The organism is Xanthomonas sp. Leaf148, from assembly GCF_001423585.1.
In the GTDB taxonomy this organism is placed as follows: domain Bacteria; phylum Pseudomonadota; class Gammaproteobacteria; order Xanthomonadales; family Xanthomonadaceae; genus Xanthomonas.
Map to the genome: position 1 here is coordinate 1 of NZ_LMOP01000007.1, position 2316 is coordinate 2316.

At 62.2% G+C, this 2316-nt stretch carries 1 pseudogene; it reads left to right on the top strand.

The features are described 5' to 3' along the window. Positions 1 to 610: 610 nt before the first annotated feature. A pseudogene (locus ASF90_RS24495) lies at positions 611 to 2316 on the top strand (MCP four helix bundle domain-containing protein); the annotation flags it as partial.

Consider the following 2316-nt stretch of genomic DNA (forward strand, 5'->3'; position numbering starts at 1 on the left):
GGCGACCTATGCGGCCCCGGCCGTGCGTGCCGCACCCGCGCGGCCGGTGGTGAGTTCGGGGGTCAAGGCGAAGGTGGCTGCAGCCGGGCGGACTCCCGCCTCCAAGCCACGCGCGGTGGTCACCGCCTCCAGCAACGACACCAGCTGGCAGGAGTTCTAAGCCAGCGGCGGCAACGCTGGCAGCGTTGCCGCCCAGTCCGTCATGCAGCCGCGCCCCTCAATGGGCGCGGATTTTTTATGCCCGGCACTTCGCGGTCGGATCAAAACGTCTCGCCACGCAGCGCCCTGACGATGCGTCGTAAAGCACACTCAGTGATCGACAAGACAACTGCGCGTCATCCGCAGGACATCGCGATTTCTCCGTCGCATCAGGTGCTCCGGCAGGGTCCGCTTGGTAATGATCAACATCGAAGCTTGCCCAGATCGGTATCGGCGACTTGGCAAGACACCTCCTGTCCTGTCAGCTCACATTCGTGACCGTAGTTATGCTTTTTCTATAAAGAGGTATTCAGCTTCGACGTCTCCGCGCCGCTACTGCGTTAGCAAGGTCATGGCAACTGACACGGCCGCTCTCGACGTAGCACCTTCGCTCACATTCCTGGGAATCGGTATGAACGCACTTCTGCAACGCTACAACGTCGGCCCTCGCCTGGCGGCCGCATTCGCGGTGCTGATCGTGCTGTCCGGCATCATCGCCTTCATCGGCTATCGCGGCCTGAGTTCGGCGCATGCGTTGGTGGACGACATCGTGCACCAGAACATGACCAAGATTCGCCTGTCCAACGACATGATGAATGCCAACTTCATCATTGGCACGCAAGTGCGCAACCTGGCGCTTCCTTATGCCAATGAACGGAATAACGAGTTCGTCGCCGCAATCAAGTCGGCGCGCGTTGATTACAGCAAGGCCCGCGACGCCCTGTATGCCCTGCCCGCGTCGGCGCAGGACCAGGCAATACGTACGCAGATCGACAATCTCCGCATGGCGGCGAAGGCTCTGAATGAGCAGGTCATGCAATTGTCGATTGCCGGAAAGGATAGCGATGCCATACCGCTGCTGTTCAACAAGGCGAGTCCAGCCACGCAGCAATGGCAGAACAAGATTGCCGAAAACATCGCGCTGCAGGACAAGCTGGCCGCGGACGCTTCGACGATCGCGCTGAAATCGATGGACGATTCGCGCAAGATGCTGATCGGCGGCTCTCTGCTCGTCGTGCTGCTCAGTGGCGCGTTGGGCTTGCTGATCACCCGCAGCCTGACCCAGCCACTTAGCCGCGCCACTCGCGCCGCCGAATCGATTGCCGGCGGCAAGCTGGATATCGACGTCGATACCCAGGCAAATGACGAAAGCGCTCGCCTGCTCAAGGCAATGAGCAAAATGCAGCAGCAGTTGCGCAGCCTGATCGCCGCGCAAACCGACATGGCCAAGCGCCACGACGATGGCCAGATCAGCTTCCGCATCGATGCATCCGCCTTCCCGGGCGACTACGGCCGCATGGCCAACGACACCAATCTAGGACATGGCCAAGCGCCACGACGATGGCCAGATCAGCTTCCGCATCGATGCATCCGCCTTCCCGGGCGACTACGGCCGCATGGCCAACGACACCAATCTACTGGTGGCCTCGCACGTGGCCGTGCAGAGCGATCTGGCCCGCATCATGGGGCGCTATGCCATCGGCGATCTCAGCGACGACATGGACAAGCTGCCCGGCGAAAAGGCCGTGTTCACCGATGCAATGGCGCAGGTCAAAGCCAACCTGGGCGCGATGAACAGCGAGATCAAACAACTGGCGCAGTCCGCCGCCAATGGCGACTTCAGTGCACGTGGCGACGCCGAGCGCTTCCAATACGACTTCCGCGTGATGGTGGAGAGCCTCAACACCTTGATGTCCACCGCCGATGGCAACCTGCAATCGCTATCCGGCCTGCTGCAGTCGATTGCCGCCGGCGACCTCACCGCACGCATGAGTGGCGAGTTCCGCGGCGTGTTCGCGCAGATGCGCGACGACGCCAATGCCACCGCCACCCAGTTGGCCGAGATCGTCGGCAGCATCAAGACCTCGGCGATCTCGATCAAGGGCGCCGCCAGCGAGATCGCCGCCGGTAACCAGGATCTGTCGCAGCGCACCGAGCAGCAAGCCGCCAACCTGGAAGAAACCGCGGCCTCGATGGAAGAACTCACCTCCACCGTCAAGCAGAACGCCGAGGGCGCGCGTCAGGCCAACCAGCTCGCCATCGGCGCCGCCAGCGTGGCAGTGCAAGGTGGCGAAGTGGTCGGCAAGGTGGTCCAGACCATGTCCGGCATCGAAGCCT